Here is a 19,027-nt window from a genome sequence, read left to right on the forward strand (position 1 = left end):
ACACCGCGAGCACAACCCACCCATGCACCCGGCAACACTGCTCATCGAACTCGGCGCCATCATCCTGGGCCTGTCCATCCTCGGCCGGGTCGCGACCCGGATGGGGATGTCGCCCATTCCCTTCTACCTCCTCGGCGGCCTCGCCTTCGGCCACGGCGGCGTGCTCGACCTGTCACAGAGCGACAACTTCATCGAGATCGGCGCCGAGATCGGCGTCGTCCTGCTCCTGCTGCTGCTGGGCCTGGAATACACGGCCGGCGAACTGGTCACCAACCTGCGCGCCGCCGCGCCCGCCGGAGCGATCGACGCGCTGCTCAACGCGGTGCCCGGCTTCGTGGCCGGCCTGCTGCTCGGCTGGGGGCCCACCGCCGCGCTCGCACTGGCCGGCGTCACCTGGATCTCCTCGTCCGGTGTGATCGCGAAGGTACTTGGCGACCTGGGCCACCTGGGCAACCGGGAGACCCCGGTGGTGCTGTCCGTGCTGGTCATCGAGGACCTCGCGATGGCGCTCTACCTGCCCATCCTGACCGCGCTGCTGGCCGGCGTCGGACTGCTCGGCGGCTCGCTCACCGTGGCCATCGCGCTGGGCACGATCAGCATCGTGCTCTTCCTCGCGCTCCGGCACGGCGGCCGGATCTCCAAGGCGCTCTCCAGCGAGGAACCGGAGTTCCTGCTGCTGGGCGTGCTCGGCCTGACCCTGTTGGTCGCCGGCATCGCGGACAAGCTGCAAGTGTCCGCCGCCGTCGGCGCCTTCCTGGTCGGCATCGCGATCTCCGGCGACGTCGCCGAACACGCGCAGACCCTGCTCGCGCCACTGCGCGACCTGTTCGCGGCCGTCTTCTTCGTGTTCTTCGGTCTGTCCACCGACCCCGGCGCGCTGCCCGGCGTACTGCTGCCCGCCGCCGCCCTGGCGCTGATCACCGCGCTGACCAAGATCGCCACCGGCTACTGGGCCGCCGCCCGCGCGGGCATCGCCAAACCCGGCCGCTACCGGGCGGGCGGTGCGCTGGTCGCGCGCGGCGAGTTCTCCATCGTGATCGCCGGCCTGGCGGCGACCTCGGGTGTCGAGCCGCGGATGGGACCGTTCGCCGCCGCGTACGTGCTCATCCTGGTGGTGGCCGGCCCCTTCACGGCGCGCTACGCCGAGCCCGTGCTGCGCCGCCTGTTCGGCCCCAAGGCGGTGCCGGCCCCGATCGAGGAGGACGACGACCTGACGCCGCGGTAGCGGCGGACGGTCGGGCCCCGGTCCGGTCCGGGCCGGGGTGGCACACCCCGAGTCGGCGTATCCCCAACGGGATGCGCCGACTTCGCGTTTCGAGAAGAACCCCTTATCGCGGGCTTGTGGTTCCCACCCGGTTACCTCCGTATCGTCGTTGACGGTAACCCAAGGCATCGGTCCGACTCCGGCCCGCCGCGCCCCCGCCGCCGTCCCGCCCGCGGCCGTGCGCGTCGCGGTCGTCGACGCGCGATCCCGACCGCTACGAGAGGACGCCCGCAGATGAGTCCCACCAGGTGGCTGCACTACTTCGAGACGCAGATCCCGCTCGCCGAGGAGCCGCTGCTCGTCGCGGCCCGACTGGCCGGCTCCGGCCTGCACGCGTCCTACGTGGTCTACGAGAATGGCGGCACGTGGTCGTACGCGGGCGGGGTGCGGGCCGAACTCACGCTGGACCGGCACGGCGCCAGGCTGAGCCGAGAGCACGAGCCGGACATCGTGCTGCCCTGGGACGACCGGCCGCTGGACCTGGTGTCCCGACTCCTGGACACCGTGACGGTGCCCGAGTGGCGCGCGTACGGCTGGGCGGCCTTCGAACTGTCCTACGCCAAGGACGGCGACCTCACGCACGTCGGCGACGAGCGACTGCTGCACCTGGTGGTGCCGCGCGCCGAGGTCCGACTGGAGGAGGGGCACGCGCTGTTGCGCGCGGTCGACCAGGAGACGCTGAGCGCCCTGATGACCACGATCGACACACCGGTCGCGGGATCCGCCGAGCCGGCCCGACCGCTGGACGTGCACGGCCGGGGCGAGTTCGAGTACCGCGAGGCGGTCAAGCTCGCGGTGGACGAGATCAACCACGGCGACCTGCACAAGGTGATCCTCTCCCGGGTGGTCGACGTGGACGAGGACATCGACCTGATCGCCACCTACGTGACCGGCCGGCGGAGCAACAACCCGGCCCGCTCGTTCCTGCTCGACCTCGGCGGCATCGAGGCGATCGGCTTCAGTCCGGAGATCGTGGTCAAGGTGTCCGCGGCGGGCACCGTGGTCAGCCAACCGCTGGCGGGCACCCGCGCGCTGACCCCCGACCTGCTCGTCAACGAGGGCCTGCGCGCCGACCTGCTGGCCTCCGCGAAGGAGGTCTACGAGCACGCGATCTCGGTCAAGACCGGGACCGACGAACTCGAGGACGTGTGTGTGGAGGGCAGCGTGTCGGTGCCCGAGTTCATGACCGTACGCGAGCGCGGCAGTGTGCAGCACCTGGCTTCCCGGGTGTCCGGGCAACTGGCGCCGGGCGCGGGCATCTGGGACGCCTTCGCCGCCGTCTTCCCGGCGGTGACCGCGTCCGGCGTGCCCAAGGACGCCGCGTACACCTCGATCCGCCGACACGAGCCCGGCGCGCGCGGTCTGTACAGCGGCGCGGTGCTCACGGTGGACCACACCGGCGAACTGGACGCGGCCCTGGTGCTGCGCAGCGCCTACCGCAAGGACGGGCACACCTGGCTGCGCGCGGGCGCCGGCATCGTCGGCCACTCGACGCCGGAACGGGAGTTCGAGGAGACCTGCGAGAAGTTGGAGAGCGTGGCGCGCTACCTGGTGCCCGCGCGGGAGGAGGACGCGTGATGAGGTTCCACGAAGACGTGTTCGTCGCGGGCGTGGGCTCGTATCGACCCGACGTGGTGAGCACCGCGTTCGCGGTCGGCGCGTCCTGGTACGACCCGGCGGACCGCGAGGCGTCCGGCATGGAGTCGGTGATGGTCGCCGGGGACCTGCCCGGGCCGGACATGGCGGTGCGGGCGGCCGAGGTCGCGGTGCGCCGATCGGGCCACGATCCGGACGACTTCGGCGCGCTGCTGCACACCGCCACCCACCACCAGGGCCCGGACGGCTGGTCGGCGCCGCACTACGTGCTGCGCAACACGTTGGACCGGCCGATCACCGCGGTCCAGGTGGGGCCGGGTTGTCTGGGTTCGCTGGCCGCGTTGGAGAGCGCCGCGTACCGGCTGCTCGGCAACCCGGACCACGACGCGGTGCTGCTGACCTGCGGAGACAACTTCGGTACCCCGCTGGTGGATCGGTGGCGGGCGTCGAAGTTGTTCCTGCTCGCGGACGGCGGCGCGGCCGCGGTGGTGTCCCGGCGGGCCGGCTTCGCCCGACTGCTGGCCTTCGGGGCGGTGTCGAATCCGTCGATGGAGGAACTGCACCGAGGCGGCGAGAAGCGCTTCCCGCCCGGCATCACCATCGGCCGCTCGCTCAACTTCGAGGAACGCAGCGCCTATTGGCGCGAGCAGTGGGCCAAGGGTGTGGCACCGCCGATGGGGCACTTCGGTGACGTGGTGGCCGATACGGTCGAGCGCACGCTGGCCGAGGCCGGCCTGGCGTTGGACAAGGTGGCCCGGATCTGCCACTCCGGCTACACCCGGGGCGCGTTGGAGAGCATCTACCTCGACCCGCTGGGCATCGACGACACACGCGGCACCTGGGAGCTCACCCGCACGCTCGGGCACGCCGGTGCGGCGGACCCGTTCATCGGCCTCGAACACGTGTGGACCGGCGGCGAGGTGGTCCCCGGCGATCACGTCCTGCTGTTGTGCGCCGGGCCGGGCATGGAGACCGACTGCGCGGTGCTGGAGATCCTCGCCCCGTACGAGCCCGCGAAGGAGGGCTGACCGATGCCGGACGGATGTGTACCGTGGCCGGCGGAGGTCGCCGCACGCTATCGGCGCGACGGGTTGTGGCTCGGCGTCGACCTCGGCGGCCTGCCCCGGGCCTGGGCCGACGCGCACGGCGACCGCACCGCCCTGGTCGGCGGCGAACGCAGGCTCTCCTACCGCGACCTGGCCGACCGGATCGACCGGATGGCGGCCGGGTTCCACCGGCTGGGCCTGCGTCCCGGCGAGCGGGTGGTGCTCCAGCTGCCCAACGTCGCCGAGTTCGTGATCGTCGCGTTCGCGCTGTTCCGGGTCGGCGTCAAGCCGGTGTTCTCGCTCGCGTCGCACCGTGCCAACGAGATCCGGCACCTGTGCGAGTCGTCCGGGGCGTCGGCATACGTGGTGCCCGATCGTCATCGGGGCTTCGACCACGCCGGTCTCGCGCTCCGCATGCTCGACGAAGTCCCGAGTCTGCGCGCGGTGTTCGTGCACGGCGACCCGCCGCCCGGAGCCGGCGCATCGGTGTTCGCACTGGCGAGCGTGGACGCCGATCCGCTCCCGCTGCCCGCGAACGACCCGGCGGATGTGGCGTTCTTCCTGCTCTCCGGCGGAACCACCGCGCTGCCCAAGCTGATTCCGCGCACGCACGACGACTACGCCTACCAGATCCGGACGGCGGCCGAGGTGTGCGAAGTCGGCCCGGACGAGGTGTACCTGGCCGCGCTGCCGGTGGAGTTCAACTTCACCTGGGGCTGCCCCGGTGTGCTCGGCACGCTCGCGGCCGGCGGCACCGTCGTGTTGGCCGAGGACCCCTCCGCCGACGATTGTTTCCGTGCCATCGAGCGCGAGCGGGTCACCCTCACCTCGGTGGTGCCCACCGTGGCCCGGCTGTGGCTGGAGGCGCTGGAGTGGGGGGCGGCGGACCTGTCGAGCCTGCGGCTGATCCAGATCGGCGGCGCCAAGCTGCCGGTCGAACTGGCCGCCCGGATCGAGCCGGGCTTCGGCTGCCGATTGCAGCAGGTGTTCGGGATGGCCGAGGGCCTGCTCGCGATGTCCCGCCCCGACGACGACGCCGAGGCCGTCCTGACCACGCAGGGCCGCCCGATCTCGGCGGCCGACGAGGTGCGCGTGGTGGACGAGCGGGACGCCGATGTGCCGCTCGGTGCGGTCGGTGAACTGCTCACCCGCGGCCCGTACACGCTGCGCGGCTACTACCGCGCCGACGAGCACAACGGGCGCGCCTTCACCTCGGACGGCTTCTACCGCACCGGCGACCTGGCCCGACTGACCCCGGCCGGGCACCTGGTGATCGAGGGGCGGCTCAAGGACGTGGTGATCCGCGGCGGCGACAAGATCGCCGCCGGCGAGGTGGAGGGCCACCTGCTGAGCTGCGCCGCGGTGGACGCCGCCGCGGTGGTCCCGGTCGCGGACGAGTTCCTCGGCGAGCGCATCCACGCGTTCGTGATCTGCCGGGGCGAACCGCCGACCCTGGCCGACCTCAAGCGGGCCCTGCACGAGCGCGGGCTGGCCGAGTACAAGCTGCCCGACCGGATGGAACACGTCGACGCCTTCCCGCTGACCGCGCTCGGCAAGGTGGACAAGAAGGTCCTCACGGCAGCGGCGAACGACCCGACACTGAGCCGGAATTGGGGACCGGCCGCAACCGTCTCCGAACACCGGGAAGGGTGAACCGGACATGGACGGCACCACCAGCACCAGCACTTCCGGCACCACCGGCACCACCGGCACGACCGGGACCGCCGGGCCCACCCCCGCTCCGCCGACCTCGGCCGACCTGCGCGAGAGCGTCTCGGCGATGATCGGCACCCCCTCCGGCGAGATCGCCGGCGATGCCAACCTCGTGCTGCTCGGCCTGGGTTCGCTGGAGATGATGCGCCTGGTCACCCGGTGGCGACGGCAGGGCCTGGCGGTCGAATTCCGCGACCTGGCCGCCGAACCGACCATCGACGCGTGGACCGAGCGGTTCGCCGCGGCCGGAGCGAAGGGGCAGCCGGAGGCGGACCGATGAGCGCGCTGTTGATCCGGGGCGGCTGCCTGTATCCGGGAGACACCGGCGCACGGGTGATCCCGGACGGTTCGGTCCTGGTCGAGGCCGGGCGGATCGCCGCGGTCGGGACCACCGCCGATGTCGAGGCCGGCTTGACGCCGGCCCTGCGGGCGGACCTGCGCACGATCGACGCGCGCGGGAAGATGATCCTGCCCGGCTTCGTGAACGCGCACTGGCACGAGATGTTCGCACTGCGGTTCCCGTTCAAGGGGGCCCTGCGACCGCCCGCCGATCGGGACGACAAGCCCGCGTTCATGGCCCTGGGCGGCGACATCCGGCAGATCTCGACCGCCTTCGACGTCTTCCACGATCAGCTCGAACTGCTCACCCCGGACGAGGCGTCGGCCATCGCGCGCTACTCGATGTGGACCCAGTTGCGGTCGGGGACGACCACCCTCGGCGACGTCGGCTCGTTCAACCGGCCCCAGGCGCTGATCGGGGCCGCACGGGACCTGGGCATGCGCTGCGTGGTCAGCACGTGGGCGAGCGACGCGGTGTGCGCGGAGGGCGAGACACGGTTTCGTCGCACCCGTGACGCGGACGACGAACTGCGCCGGATCGAGGACGTGCTGCGCGAGGTCGCGGCCGATCCCGACGGGCTGGTCCGGGCCTGGCCGACCGCGGTCTACGGCACCAACATGAGCGACGAACTCGGCGCCGGGCTGGCAGAGTTGGTGGACCGCTACGACGTTCCGTTCGGCACGCACGTGGGTGCGCTGCGCAACGAGTCCGCGGTCATGCTGGCCTACCACGGCAACACCCCGGTCCGCCGGTTCGCCGAACTCGGGTTGCTGTCCGACCGGTTCATGGCGGTGCACTGCGCGTTCGCGGACGAGGACGAGAGCAAGCTGCTGATCGAGGCGAACGCGCACATCAGCCACTCGCCGGCGAAGTACGGTCCGGCGGGGGAGTCCGCGCTGACCGAGACCCGGGCGATGCCCCGGTTCCGGCGCGCCGGTCTGGACGTCTCGCTGTCCACGGACGGTGCCTCGCTGCCGATCGGCGGCATGGCCGAGGCCATGCGGGCCTGCTGGCAGATGTACAACGAGATGTACGCCGATCCCACCGAGGTGTTGCCCACCGACGCGCTGGCGATGGCCACCCGGCTGCCCGCCCGAGGTCTGGACTGGGCCGCGGAGATCGGCAGCATCGAGGCGGGCAAGCAGGCGGACCTCCAGCTGATCCCGACCGACGACTGGCGCTACCTGCTCAACCCGCGTCCTCTGGAGGCCTTCCTCGCACTCGGCGGATCCACCGACGTGGACACCGTCCTGGTCGCGGGCCGGGTCCTGGTCGAGGGCGGCCGGGCCACCGGCGTCGACGAGGCCGACCTGGAAGCGGAGTACCTGGCGGCGCTCGGCTCGTTCTCGGTGCGCTGCCTGGGCATCGACCCGGACGTGGTGGCCGCGCTCACCGGACGACCCCGGAAATCTCGACGACAGCGGAAATGAGGTGTGCCCGATGCGCGACACGACGGCCCTGGTCACCGGGGCGGCAGGTGGCATCGGCGGTGCGGTGACGCGCGCGCTGGCCGCCGAGGGGATCGCGGTCGCGGCCCTCGACGCGAACGCCGAGGCGCTCGGGCCGCCGGTCAAGGAACTGACCGAGGCCGGACACCGCGTGCGCGGATTCGCCGCCGACGTGCGATCGAGCGCGGACGTGGACGCGGTGGTGGCCCGAATCGAGGACGAACTGGGACCGATCGGCTACCTGGTCAACGCGGCGGGGGTGCTGCGCACCGGCGCCGCGGCCGAACTCTCCGATCAGGACTGGGAGCAGACCTTCGCGGTCAACACGACCGGTGTCTTCCACGTGTGCCGCGCGGTGGCCCGCCGGATGATCCCGCGCGCGAGCGGCGCGATCGTCACGGTGGCCTCCAACGCGGCGGGCACCCCGCGCTGGGACATGGCGGCATACGCGGCGTCCAAGGCCGCGGCGACCGTCTACACCAAGTCGCTCGGCCTGGAACTGGCCGGGCACGGCATCCGGTGCAACGTGGTCGCCCCGGGCTCCACCGACACGCCGATGCTGACCTCGTTGTGGGCGGACGGCGACGCGCGCGCGGCCTCGATCGAGGGCACCGCGGCCACCTTCCGGGTCGGCATTCCGCTCGGCCGACTCGCCCGCCCGCAGGACGTCGCGGACGCGGTGCTGTTCCTGCTCTCCGACCGCGCCGCGCACATCACGCTCCACCAGCTCACGGTCGACGGCGGCGCGGCGCTGGGCAACTGAGCGCGCGCTCCGTCGAGCGTCCCCCACCGCACGAGAAAGGAGGCATCATGGCGATCCCGGCGATCGCGTCCTACCCCATGCCGACCGAGGACGAGCTGCCGCGCAACGTCGCGTCCTGGACGATCGATCCCGCGCGCGCGGTGTTGCTGATCCACGATCTGCAGCACTACTTCATGCGGCCCTTCGACGCGGACCGGGCGCCGATGGCCGACCTGATGGACAACGTCGCCGCGCTGCGGGCCCGGTTCGCCGAATGCGGCGCGCCGGTCGCGTACACCGCGCAACCCGGCGGGATGAGCGACGAACAGCGCGGCCTGCTCAAGGACTTCTGGGGCCCGGGGATGACCGCCGAGCCCGGGCAGCGGATGATCCCGGACCGGATCGCGCCGAACGCGGCGGACACCGTGTTCACCAAGTGGCGGCCCAGCGCGTTCTTCCGCACCGGCCTGCTCGACCTGCTGCGCGCGCAGGGCCGGGATCAGTTGGTGATCTGCGGCGTCTACGCGCACGTGGGCATCCTGATGACCGCGCACGAGGCCTTCTCGCACGACATCGAGACCTTCGTGGTGGCCGACGCGGTGGCCGACTTCTCGCCGGAGTACCACCGGATGGCGCTGGACTATCTGGCGTCCCGGTGCGCGGTGACGGTGTCCACCCGGGTCGCGTTGTCGACGGCGACGGCGACGACGTCGGGCGGAGCCAAGCGATGACCGGCCCGCCGCCCGGCCCGTCCGTCCTGGATCGCATCCTGGCGCCGGACCCACCGCCGTTCGCGTTGTTGCACCGGCCGGGCGCGGCCGGGCCCGAGCGGATCGACGTACTGCTCGGGCGGATCACCGAGCCGGACCGGATCGCGGACATCCCGCTGCCGCCGGCCGGTGGTCGCGGCCGGCACGAGACGCTGGCCGTGCTGCCGTATCGGCAGATCGGCGAGCGGGGCTACGACTTTCCCGACGACGGCGCACCGCTGCTGGCGATGACCGTCCTGGAGCAGGACGCGGTGTCCGTCGCGGAGATCCTCGATCGGCTGCCGGACGGGCCGATCGAGCTGGGCCGGGGCGGTTTCGACGCCGACGACGAGCAGTACGCGGACACGGTGCGCACGGTGCTCGCGGAGGAGATCGGGCGCGGGACCGGCGCCAACTTCGTGATCAAGCGCTCGTTCCGGGTGGAGATCGGCAACTGGTCGCCGCATACCGCCTTGGCCTTCTTCCGTCGGTTGCTGGGGCGCGACCCGGGCTCCTACTGGACGTTCGTGATCCACACCGCCGGCCGTACGTTCGTGGGCGCCTCGCCGGAGCGGCACATCAGCCTGGACGCGGGCACCGTGGTGATGAATCCGATCAGTGGCACGTATCGGTATCCGGACGGTGGGCCGGACCTGGGCGAGGTGCTGGACTTCCTCGCCGACGAGAAGGAGGCCGGCGAGCTGTACATGGTGCTCGACGAGGAACTCAAGATGATGGGCCGGGTGTGCGACCTCGGTGGTCGGGTGGTGGGCCCGCGGTTGAAACGCATGGCGCGGCTGGCCCACACCGAATACCTGATCGAGGGCCGCAGTTCGCTGGACGTGCGGGACATGTTGCGCGAGACGATGTTCGCGCCGACGGTCACCGGCGGCCCGTTGGAGAGTGCGTGCCGGGTGATCGCGCGGCACGAACCGGCCGGGCGCGGCTACTACGCGGGCGTGGTCGCGTTGATCGGGCGGGACGCGCACGGTGGTCGGGCGATGGACTCGGCGATCCTGATCCGTACGGCGGATGTCGACCCGGCGGGTCGGTTGCGGATCGCGGTCGGCGCGACGCTGGTGCGTGATTCGGATCCGGTCTCGGAGGCGGCGGAGACCCGGGCCAAGGCGGCGGGCCTGCTGGAGGCGTTGCGCGGCCCGGTGGGCGGTGCGGTCGGCAGACCGGTCGGAACCGGCGCCGATATCGGCGAACATCCGGACGTACGACGGGCGTTGGCGGCGCGGAACCTGCCGCTGGCCGGCTTCTGGTTCGCCGGGCCGGGGGAACGCACCCGGCCCGAACCGAGGTTGGCGGGTCGTACCGTGCTGGTGATCGACGCCGAGGACACCTTCACCTCGATGGGGCGGCACCTGTTGGCCGCGCAAGGGTTGCTGGTGACCGTTCGGCGGTTCGACGAGGACTATCGCCTGGACGAGCACGACCTGGTCATCGTGGGCCCCGGCCCCGGGGACCCTCGGGATCACGCGCATCCCAAGATCGCCCGGATCCGGGAGGTGACCCGCACGCTGCTGGCGGCGGACACGCCGTTCCTGTCGGTGTGTCTGGCCCATCAGGTGCTGAGCACGATGCTCGGGCTGGACATCGTGCGCAATCCGCTGCCGAATCAGGGCACGCAACGGACCGTCGACTGCTTCGGGCGGGCCGAACGGGTCGGGTTCTACAACACGTTCGCGGCATTGAGCCCGAGCGATTCGATCCGGTGCGCGGCGCGGGACGGTGCGGTCGAGGTGTTTCGCGACCCGGGCAGTGGCGAGGTGCATGGGCTGCGCGGGCCGGGGTTCGCTTCGGTGCAGTTCCATCCGGCTTCGGTGTTGACCGATCACGGGGCCGAGATTCTGGGTGAGTTGTTGGGCGATCTGGCGGAGGGGAAGGTGCGCACGTGAGCGGCGACGACGGCGAGGAGACCCTGTACTTCGCCTCGGCCGAGGAGTTCGGCGCCTGGATGGAGGCCAACCACGCCGACTCGGACGGGGTGTGGGTGGCGTTGGCGAAGAAGGGCACGTCGGAGCCGTCGGTGACCCGAGGACAGGCGTTGGACGTGGCGTTGTGTTACGGGTGGATCGACGGCAAGGCGTTCTCCGGCGGTACGCCGGAGGGGTGGTGGGCGCAGCGGTACACCCCGCGCCGGGCGCGGAGCAACTGGTCGAGGATCAATTGCCGGCGGGCGGAGAAGTTGATCGAGCGCGGGCGGATGCGGGCGGCGGGGTTGGCGCGGATCGAGGCTGCGAAGGCGGAGGGGCGTTGGGTCGCGGGTTCGCCTGCGGCGGGCTCTGGTTGAGGGGTGGCCTCAAGCGCCGCACGGGCTGGGTGGCCTCAAGCGCCGGCCGGGCTGTTTGGCCTCATGCGCCGGCCGGGCTGGTTGTGCTCAAGCGCCGCACGGGCTGGGTGGCCTCATGCGCCGGCCGGGCTGCTGTGCTCAAGCGCCGCACGGGCTGGGTGGCCTCAAGCGCCGGCCGGGCTGTTTGGCCTCATGCGCCGGCCGGGCTGGTTGTGCTCAAGCGCCGGCCGGGCTGGTTGTGCTCAAGCGCCGCACGGGCTGGGTGGCCTCATGCGCCGGCCGGGCTGGTTGTGCTCAAGCGCCGCACGGGCTGGGTGGCCTCATGCGCCGGCCGGGCTGGTTGTGCTCAAGCGCCGCACGGGCTGAGTGGTCTCTAGCGCCGGCCGGGCTGGTTGTGCTCAAGCGCCGCACGGGCTGAGTGGCCTCTAGCGCCCGCCGGGTTGGTGTGCTCAGGCGGCGCACGGGCTGATTGGGCTCGGGTGCTGGTTGGGCCGAATTGGTGGGCTGGGTGGCTTTGTTGGTTCGCAGGGTGAGAACCAAGTCTTATCGCGGGTGCGTTGTTCCGGTTCTGTTACCTGCGTAGCGTTTTTGCTGGTATCCACATCCTTCGCTCGAAAGGGAGAACCGTGACCACCAGGGTTTATCCCGCCTACATCGGCGGCCGGGACATCGGCGGCGAAGGCGGGGAGTATGTGCACACCGTCACCGCTCGGGCCATCATCGAGGACACCTTTCCCAGTCTGCGGTTGAAGCGTGATCTCGACCTGGGCGTGGTCGATCGGGAGAGTGCCGGGGATCGGCTCGCGGGAGCGTGTGCGGTCGCCGACGAAGGCATGATCGCGGCGGCGCTCGAGGCGGCCGCCGGTGCCGCGCCGGAGTGGGCGCGCACGCCGCTCGCCACCCGGATGGAGATCGGGCGGGCGATCGCGCGGCGGCTGGGCGAGCATCGGGATCCGCTGGTGGAGATCCTGGTCGCCGAGGGGCAACCCCGTTCGGGAGCCGAGGCGATGATCGACGGGATCCCGCTCACCGGATGGAGCCCCGAGACGCTCGAATGGTGCGCCGAACAACTGGAGTTCCGTCGTCACGACGGAGAGCGCGAGATGATCCTGCGACGCGTGGCCGACGGTGTGGTGTGCGTCAACCCACCACAGAACGCGGCGACGGTGAACGCGTTGTCCGCGATCACCGCGCTGTTGGCGGGCAACACCGTCGTGGTCCGCGCGCCGCGCGGCGTCGCACTCAGTTGCATGTACGCCATGCGTGAGGTGGTGGCGCCGGTGCTGGAGGCGGCCGGAGCGCCCGCCGGCACGCTGAACGCCTACTGCGGCCCGCCGGCCGTCGACACCTGGCTGGCCAGCGAACACGTGAACGACATCGTCTACTACGGCGGCAGCAAGCAGGGCCTGGCCTTCGAACGGGACTGCATCGCCGCGGGCAAGAAGCCGATCCTCGAACTCGCGGGCAACGACTGCTGCGTGGTGTGGTCCGACGCCGACCTGGACGCCGCGGTGGAGACCATGACCCAGTTCTTCCTGAACTCCGGTCAGATCTGCAACGTGCCCAACCAGGTGATCGCACACCCCGCGATCGCGGACGAGCTGATCGAGCGACTGATCGTGGCGACCGGCAAGATCCACCCCGGCTATCCCGACGAGCCCGGCGTGGTGCTCACCCCCGTGCTCGGTGCCGACTGGTTCTTCGGCTGCCTGACCGAGGCCCTGATGGGCGGCGCGACGATGGTGCACGGCGGCCGTCGCCTGGAGGTGGACGGCACCCCGTCGGACACCGGCTTCTTCATCGAACCGACGATCGTGCGGGTGGCCGGACTCGGCGACGCCCGCTCGTTGTCGGTGGTCCGGGACGAGACGTTCTTCCCGCTGCTGCCGATCATCGTGCCCGAGCCGGGCGACTCGGACGAGCGACTGTTCGAGGAGATCCTGACGTTCGTCAACAGCAATGCCTACGGCCTGCGGAACTCGTTCTGGTCGACCGGCCCGGAGCACATCGAGCGGTTCCTGTCGGGTGTCACCAATGGCGGCAACCTGAAGATCAACGACTCGCACGGCAACTTCCTCCCGTTCCTGCCCAACTCGGGCGGCACCGGCCTCACCGGCGGCGCCTTCGGCGAGGCGAGCCATCCCATGTTGCGCACCACGCATCTGCAGGGCGTCAGCATCGTCCGTCCGACGCCCCGACTCGGAGGAGCCCGATGACTTCCCGCACTCTCAAGGCCGCACTGCCGTGCTCGGCGGCGACCGCGATCGAACGACTCCGCGACGACCGGGTCTTCCCGGACTGGGCCGCCGAGATCGTCTCGGTCCAGGACGCCGGCGACGACCTGCGGCACTGGACGCTCGCCTTCCGCGGCGGTACCGCCCGGTGGGCGCAGCGCACCCGGGACGCGAGCGGTGAGCAGCAGCCGTACCGGATCGAGTTCGAACAGGTCGACGGCGACTTCCAACGGTTCGGCGGCGCGTGGACGTGCACCGACACCGACGACGGCTGCGAGGCCGTGTTCGAGGTCGGCTACCGCACCAGCGTGCCGCACCTCGCGGGCGCGATCGACTCCGCCGTCGGCCGGGTCCTGGTCCGCGCCGCACACCACATCCTGATCGGCGTCGGCGGCACCGCGGAGATCACCTCCGGTGGGCACCACCTGCGCGACCTGCCGGTCGCCCTGATTCCGGAAGGGAGCCCGAGCCATGCGCTTCGATGACATCTGGATCACCGGAACCGGCGGCACACTCGGCGAGCGGACCCCCGTTTCCGACGCCGTCGCGGCCGGCCACTACGAGGCCGAGGCCGCCGAGAGCACCGGCATGGTCAGCGTCGCCCAGGCCCGGCTCGCGCCGCCGGAGATGGCCGTGATCGCGGGGCGCCAGGCGATCAAGGACGCCCAGGAGTACGGCACCGTGGTCGACCCGGGCAGCCTGTACCTGCACAGTCACGGGCACTTCCAGGGCATCGACATGTGGCCCGCCGCGTGCTGGATCGCCAAGGAGCTGCTGGGTCCGCGCGTCGACGGGGTACCCACGACCGTCTCCGCGTGGTCCAACGGTTCGCTGGTCAGCATCGACATCGCCGCGGCGATGCTCGCGTCGCGCCCCGCGCTGCCGTCCGCGCTGATCACGCTGGGGGACCGGTTCGCGCCGCCGACCGATCGCTGGCACACGTCCCCGGGCATCGTGTTCGGCGACGGTGCCGCGGCGGCCGTGCTCGCCCGAGGCGGCGGTCGGCTGCGGCTGGTCTCGCTCGTCTCGGAGACCGACACGGTCCTGGAGGGGCTCTCGCGCGGCGACGAGCCGTTTCGTACCGCGCCTTCCGGGCAGGGCGACATCCGGCACCGCACTCGGCAATTCCTGGCCCAGGGCGAGGTTTCCATCCGGGACGTCCAGACACGTTCGGCGGACCGCACCCGCAGCGTGGTGGCCCGTGCCCTGGCCGACGCGGAACTGGACCAGGAGCAGATCGACTGGTTCGTCACCCCGTTCGTCGGCAGCACGCTCCACCGGGAGAGCTTCGTCCGGCCGCTCGGCATCACCCCCCGCCACGACCTGCACGAACTCGGGCTGACCATCGGCCATCTCGGCGCGGCCGACCAGATCTACGCGCTCGACCACCTGCTCAAGGAAGACCTGTTGGCACCCGGGGCCCGGGTGCTCGTGATCGGAACCGGCATGGGCTTCACCTTCTCCGCCGCCGTGTTCGCGGCGGACCGGTCCTGACCCCACGATCGGAAGGAAGGAACTTTGTCATGAGCCTCAGCCGCAACTCCGACTCCCGCGTGACGGCGGTCGACAGACTCATGTCGCCGACCGCCCTGCGAAAGGAGATACCGATCCCGCCCGAGACCCGCAAAGCCGTGCTGGCGGCCCGCCGGGACGTCAAGCGCATCCTGAACGGGAAGGACGATCGCCTGGTCCTGGTCACCGGTCCGTGCTCGATCCACGACACCGAGGCCGCACTGGTCTACGCCGAGCGCCTGGCGGAAGTGTCCCGGCGGATGGCGGACCGACTGCTGATCGTCATGCGCGTGTATGTGGAGAAGCCGCGTACCCGGATGGGCTGGAAGGGACTGGTCAGCGATCCCGGCCTGGACGGGTCGTTCGACCTGAACACCGGGCTGCGGATGGCGCGCGGGCTGATGGTGCGGATCCTGGAAACCGGGCTGCCGATCGGCTGCGAGTTCCTCGACCCGATGATCGCCCGCTACTTCGCCGACGCGGTCTCGTGGGCCTCGATCGGTGCGCGCACCGTGCAGAGTCAGGTGCACCGCCAGCTCACCAGTGGGTTGGACATGCCGGTCGGGATCAAGAACACGACCGCCGGTCGCACGGGCGACGCGATCGACGCGATCGTCACCGCCTCGAACAGCCACGTGTTCCCGAGCATCACCGACGACGGGCAGGCGGCGGTGGTGACCACCAGCGGCAACCCCGACTGCCACGTGGTGCTGCGCGGCGGCACCGAAGGCCCCAACTACAGCGCGCCCGACGTGGCCGAGACACTCGATCAGTTGCAGGCCGCGGGACTGCCCGGACGGGTGGTCATCGACGCGAGCCACGGCAACAGCGGCAAGGACCACGAGGAGCAGACCAACGTGGTCGAGGACGTCGCCGAACGCATCGCCGACGGTGAGTCCGGCGTCGCCGGGATGATGATCGAGAGCTTCCTGGCCTGCGGTCGACAGGATCTGATCCTGGGTCGGACCGACGGTCTCGCCTATGGCCAGAGCGTCACCGACGCGTGCGCGGGCTGGGAGCAGACCATGCACATGGTCGAGCGCCTGGCGGAGGCGGTGAAGGCCCGGCGCGCGGCGGATCCGTCGGTGATGGTGGCCTGAGCACTCGGACCGACACCCGGCTTCCCGACACCCGCACACCCGACACCTGCACACCCGACACCCTCACCTCCCCGTACCCACCTCCCACCTCCCACCTCCCGACATCCGACATCCGACATCCGAGAATTCGAGAGGAACGATTCCGGTGGCCACGACCACGAGTTCGGCACTTCCGCTCGCGCGGCACATCGACGGCGATCGCACCGGAGCGGTGCATCGGATCGCCATCGCCGCCCCCGATCGGGCGAAGTCGGATCCGGCGCGGTACGCGTCGGCGGCGCTCGCGGCGCTGATCCACCGATACACCGGCGAGACCGATCTGCTGATCGCTCGCCGTACCGGTCCGGGACCGACCGAGACCATCGAGCCGCGGGTGTCCGGAGACGAGACGGCGGCGGAACTGCTCGCCGGCGTCGCCGCCGCGCCGCCCGCACAACCGGCGGCGGGTCGCCCCTGCCACGGCATGGTGGCCGACGCGGCCGCGCGGGACTTCGCCTCCCGCGCCGCGCTGACCCTGTGCGTCGACGAGGCCACATACGAACTGCTGCTCTCCCAGGACGAGTTCGATGAAGAGGCGGCCGCCCAGTACGGCCGGCATCTGGCCCGCGTGCTGTGCGCGCTGAGCACCGACGACGGCGTGCTCGTCCGTGATCTGCCGCTGCTGGGCGACGAGGAGAGGCAGCGCATCCTGGTCGAGTGGAACCGGACCGAACAGGACGTACCCGAGCCGTTCTTCCACGAGATCGTCGCGGACTTCGCGCGCCGAACCCCCGAGGCGATCGCGATCGCGCTGCCGGACAGCGCGCTGACCTATCGGGAACTGGACGACCGGGCCAATCGCCTCGCGCACCGTCTGGCCGCGACCGGTGTTCGCCGGCGGGACCGGGTGGGGGTCTGCTTCCCGCGCGGTGCGGAGAGCCTGATCGCCCAACTCGCCTGCTTCAAGCTCGCGGCGGCGGCGATCCTGCTCGACCCGGACTTTCCCGCCGATCGGGTGCGCTTCATGGTCGAGGACGCCTCGGCCGCCGCGGTCGTGACGCTGTCCGCGCACGAGGACAAGGTCTCCGGACACTGTCCGGTGCTTTCGCTGGACGTCGCCGACTGGCACGCCGAGCCGAGCACCGAGGTGAGTGCGCCGGTGGACGTCGACGACCTGATCCACATCTGCTACACCTCCGGCTCCACCGGCGCGCCGAAGGCGGTTCTGGTCCGGTTCGGGGCGGCACGCAATCAGATCCACAGCATGTGCGAGATGACCGGGATGAACGCCGACACCCAGGGCACCTGGCTGGCCGCACCCGGCTACGGCATGGTCGAGGTCGAGTGTTTCCCGGTGCTCGCGGCCGGCGGTACGGTGCACATTCCCGATGTATCGGTGGTGGCATCCCCGCAGTTGCTCCAGGACTGGTACCTGGACAAGCGGATCACCACCACGCTGTTGATGAAGCCGATGGCCGAGCGGCTGTGGAGCCTGGACTGGCCCGCCGACACCCCGTTGGCGAACATCAGGGTCTGCGGCGAGCGGATCCAGTCCTGGCCGCCCGCCGGGCTGCCGTTCCGCCTGATCAACCTGTACGGCTCCGCCGAGGCGACCACCGTCGCCGGCTGCGACATCACCGAATTGGGACGAGAGTTGGGGGCCGAGGGACGGGCCCGCCGGCTGCCGCCGATCGGCCGGCCGATCCCCAACGTCAAGATCTACGTGCTGGACGAGAACCTCGCGCCGGTACCGCCGGGCGTGGTGGGCGAACTGTGCATCGCGGGCCACAGCCTGTCCGCCGGCTACCTGAACCGGCCCGAGGCGACCGCGCTGAAGTGGGTGTCCAACCCGATCGATCCGGACCGGAACCCGGTGCTCTACCGCACCGGCGACATGGCGCGGTACTGGCAGGACGGCGGCATCGAGATCATCGGCCGGGTGGACAACCAACTCAAGGTGCAGGGCAACACCGTGCAACTCGGCGAGATCGAGGTGGTCGCCGCAAGGCAACCGGGCGTCGCCCAGGTCGCGGTCCTGGCGCATCGGGACACCGACGGGGACGTGCGCCTGACCGCGTACATCGAGCCCAAGGGTGAACCGGCGCCGGCGGTCCCGGACATCCGTCGGGCGCTGCGGGAGAAGCTGCCCGCGTTCATGGTGCCGTCCGCGTATGTCGTGGGCGGGCTGCCGACATCGGTCAACGGCAAGATCGACCGCGCCGCGCTGCCCGAACCGCCGCGCTCGCGGCCGGACCTGGACAGCCCGTACCGAGAGCCGCGCACCGACACCGAGCACTCGCTCGTGCAGTTGTGGACGAAGGTGCTCGAACTGGATGGGATCGGAGTGCGGGACAACTTCTTCGAACTCGGCGGCGACTCGCTGCGTGGCGCCCGGCTGACCGAGCAGGTGCGCGAGCTGTTCGACATCGACGTCGAGTTGGGTGATCTGCTGCACGAGCCCACGATCGACCGGATGGCCGCGGTGATCGAGGCGGCCCGCGTGCGTTGACCCTCGTGCGAGCGGCCGTCGTCCCCGGCGTGACCGACGGGGACGACGAGCCGTGGCGCGCCGGGCTCAGCCCTTGCCGGTCTCGGCCAGGACGTCCAGGTAGTTCGGGTTGTGCATGATGCCGAGCACATTCCCGAACGGGTCGATCACCGAGGCACCGGCGAATCCCTCGCCGAAGTCGCGGGCCGGCTCGTGCTCCTTCGCGCCCATGGCCAGCAACCGGTCCAGCACGGCGGGCAGATCCCCGACATGCCAACTGACGACGGCACCGCCGGCCTCGGCCGTGCCGTGCGCGCCCAGCTCCGAGACGTAGGCAGCGTCCACCAGACCCAGTTCCTGTCGGAAGTCGCCGACCCGGAACTCGACATACCCGGGGCGTTCGAAGTAGGGCTCGATGCCCAGCAGTTCGGTGTACCAGCGGCGGGCCGCGGCCAAGTCTGCCGCCTGGTACCTGACATGGGCCAAACCTCGCAACATTCGTGCTCCCTCGGTGTTC

At 71.0% G+C, this 19,027-nt stretch carries 16 protein-coding genes; 15 read left to right on the forward strand and 1 reads right to left on the reverse strand.

What is annotated here, in order from left to right:
- The first annotated feature begins 22 nt into the window (after nt 1-22).
- The 15 genes from ACIBSV_RS26295 to ACIBSV_RS26365 all read left to right on the forward strand — a co-directional run bounded on the left by ACIBSV_RS26295 (nt 23) and on the right by ACIBSV_RS26365 (nt 18,531).
- A complete protein-coding gene (locus ACIBSV_RS26295) occupies nt 23-1,225 on the forward strand; it encodes a cation:proton antiporter (RefSeq protein WP_395867086.1) in 1,203 nt (400 codons plus the stop codon).
- A gap of 273 nt (nt 1,226-1,498) precedes the next feature.
- The gene (locus ACIBSV_RS26300) at nt 1,499-2,842 is read left to right on the forward strand and encodes a salicylate synthase (RefSeq protein WP_395867088.1); all 1,344 of its coding nucleotides are present in this window, start codon (nt 1,499-1,501) and stop codon (nt 2,840-2,842) included.
- Nucleotides 2,842-3,888, forward strand: a complete 1,047-nt coding sequence (locus ACIBSV_RS26305) for a ketoacyl-ACP synthase III family protein (RefSeq protein WP_395867090.1) — start codon at nt 2,842-2,844, stop codon at nt 3,886-3,888. Before ACIBSV_RS26300 ends, ACIBSV_RS26305 begins: the two co-directional genes overlap by 1 nt.
- A gap of 3 nt (nt 3,889-3,891) precedes the next feature.
- A complete protein-coding gene (locus ACIBSV_RS26310; protein WP_395867092.1) occupies nt 3,892-5,559 on the forward strand; it encodes a (2,3-dihydroxybenzoyl)adenylate synthase in 1,668 nt (555 codons plus the stop codon).
- Nucleotides 5,560-5,566: 7 nt separating this feature from the next.
- Complete coding sequence (locus ACIBSV_RS26315) at nt 5,567-5,899, forward strand: phosphopantetheine-binding protein (protein WP_395867094.1); 333 nt, start codon at nt 5,567-5,569, stop codon at nt 5,897-5,899.
- Complete coding sequence (locus ACIBSV_RS26320) at nt 5,896-7,389, forward strand: amidohydrolase family protein (protein ID WP_395867096.1); 1,494 nt, start codon at nt 5,896-5,898, stop codon at nt 7,387-7,389. The genes ACIBSV_RS26315 and ACIBSV_RS26320 overlap by 4 nt, the downstream gene beginning before the upstream one ends.
- 10 nt (nt 7,390-7,399) lie before the next feature.
- The gene (locus ACIBSV_RS26325; protein WP_395867098.1) at nt 7,400-8,170 is read left to right on the forward strand and encodes a 2,3-dihydro-2,3-dihydroxybenzoate dehydrogenase; all 771 of its coding nucleotides are present in this window, start codon (nt 7,400-7,402) and stop codon (nt 8,168-8,170) included.
- Nucleotides 8,171-8,217: 47 nt separating this feature from the next.
- Nucleotides 8,218-8,880 carry an isochorismatase family protein gene (locus ACIBSV_RS26330; protein WP_395867100.1) on the forward strand — a complete coding sequence of 221 codons (663 nt, stop codon included), beginning with the start codon at nt 8,218-8,220 and terminating at the stop codon, nt 8,878-8,880.
- Nucleotides 8,877-10,802, forward strand: a complete 1,926-nt coding sequence (locus ACIBSV_RS26335; protein WP_395867102.1) for an anthranilate synthase family protein — start codon at nt 8,877-8,879, stop codon at nt 10,800-10,802. The genes ACIBSV_RS26330 and ACIBSV_RS26335 overlap by 4 nt, the downstream gene beginning before the upstream one ends.
- The gene (locus ACIBSV_RS26340) at nt 10,799-11,197 is read left to right on the forward strand and encodes a YdeI family protein (protein WP_395867104.1); all 399 of its coding nucleotides are present in this window, start codon (nt 10,799-10,801) and stop codon (nt 11,195-11,197) included. The genes ACIBSV_RS26335 and ACIBSV_RS26340 overlap by 4 nt, the downstream gene beginning before the upstream one ends.
- A 626-nt stretch (nt 11,198-11,823) precedes the next feature.
- Entirely contained in the window at nt 11,824-13,413 is a 1,590-nt protein-coding gene (locus tag ACIBSV_RS26345) for an aldehyde dehydrogenase family protein (protein WP_395867106.1), read from the forward strand.
- Entirely contained in the window at nt 13,410-13,916 is a 507-nt protein-coding gene (locus ACIBSV_RS26350) for an SRPBCC family protein (protein WP_395867108.1), read from the forward strand. Before ACIBSV_RS26345 ends, ACIBSV_RS26350 begins: the two co-directional genes overlap by 4 nt.
- Entirely contained in the window at nt 13,903-14,925 is a 1,023-nt protein-coding gene (locus tag ACIBSV_RS26355; protein WP_395867110.1) for a ketoacyl-ACP synthase III family protein, read from the forward strand. The genes ACIBSV_RS26350 and ACIBSV_RS26355 overlap by 14 nt, the downstream gene beginning before the upstream one ends.
- Before the next feature lie 29 nt (nt 14,926-14,954).
- On the forward strand, nt 14,955-16,043 hold the full coding sequence (locus ACIBSV_RS26360) for a 3-deoxy-7-phosphoheptulonate synthase (RefSeq protein ID WP_395867112.1): 1,089 nt from the start codon (nt 14,955-14,957) through the stop codon (nt 16,041-16,043).
- A gap of 145 nt (nt 16,044-16,188) precedes the next feature.
- Nucleotides 16,189-18,531 (forward strand): amino acid adenylation domain-containing protein, encoded by a 2,343-nt coding sequence (locus tag ACIBSV_RS26365; protein ID WP_395867114.1) that lies wholly within the window; start codon nt 16,189-16,191, stop codon nt 18,529-18,531.
- A gap of 66 nt (nt 18,532-18,597) precedes the next feature.
- On the opposite strand, the gene ACIBSV_RS26370 is transcribed toward ACIBSV_RS26365, so the two are convergent.
- Complete coding sequence (locus tag ACIBSV_RS26370; RefSeq protein ID WP_395867116.1) at nt 18,598-19,008, reverse strand: VOC family protein; 411 nt, start codon at nt 19,006-19,008, stop codon at nt 18,598-18,600.
- Nucleotides 19,009-19,027: the final 19 nt, after the last annotated feature.

This window comes from Embleya sp. NPDC050154, assembly GCF_044460165.1.
Classification (GTDB): domain Bacteria; phylum Actinomycetota; class Actinomycetes; order Streptomycetales; family Streptomycetaceae; genus Embleya.